Genomic DNA, 531 nt, shown 5'->3' with positions numbered 1-531 from the left:
ACCGGGCACGCCGGGCACCACCTCCACCGCGTGGGCCAAGTGGACCAGGCCGCGCCGGTCCAGCAGTTCGAACACCAGCCCGGCCATGGCGTACACGCCGGGGTCGCCGGAGCAGACCACGCAGGTGGCGCGGCCCGCCAGGGCGGCGTCGATGGCGGCGTTGCAGCGTTCCATCTCGGCCATCATGCCGGTGGCCAGCACTTCCCGGCCATGGCGCAGTTCTTCCGGCACCAGTTCCACATACAGGGTGTAGCCGACGATGCAGTCGGACGCGGCAATGGCGGCGCGGGCCTGCGGGGTGAGCAGGGCGGCGTCGCCGGGGCCCAGCCCGATGACGCGCAAGGGGGCTATGGTCATGGTGTGGTCTCGCCGGTTGGAGAGGTCGGGGCGGTTTGGGAGGATGCGGCAGGAGCGCGGAGATCGCCGTCCGGGGCGGCGGCAGCCGGGGCGAAGGCCACGGCCACGGTGACGCCCCGCGCTGCGGACTTGGGAACCCGCAGGGCGGCTTCACCGCATGTCTGTCGGGCTGAG

The 531-nt window shown here is 72.9% G+C and carries 1 protein-coding gene; it reads right to left on the bottom strand.

Going from position 1 to position 531, the window contains the following annotated elements; all coding sequences use genetic code 11:
- Positions 1-357, bottom strand: a 357-nt coding sequence (locus tag FVW27_RS19185) for an SAM-dependent methyltransferase (RefSeq protein ID WP_243838587.1), incomplete at its 3' end; no start/stop codon positions are given.
- Positions 358-531: the final 174 nt, after the last annotated feature.

The organism is Nitratidesulfovibrio liaohensis (assembly GCF_011682075.1).
Taxonomy (GTDB): Bacteria; Desulfobacterota; Desulfovibrionia; order Desulfovibrionales; family Desulfovibrionaceae; genus Cupidesulfovibrio; species Cupidesulfovibrio liaohensis.
The sequence above is the reverse complement of the archived record's forward strand: the minus strand, read 5'-3'. Positions and strand labels throughout refer to the sequence as shown.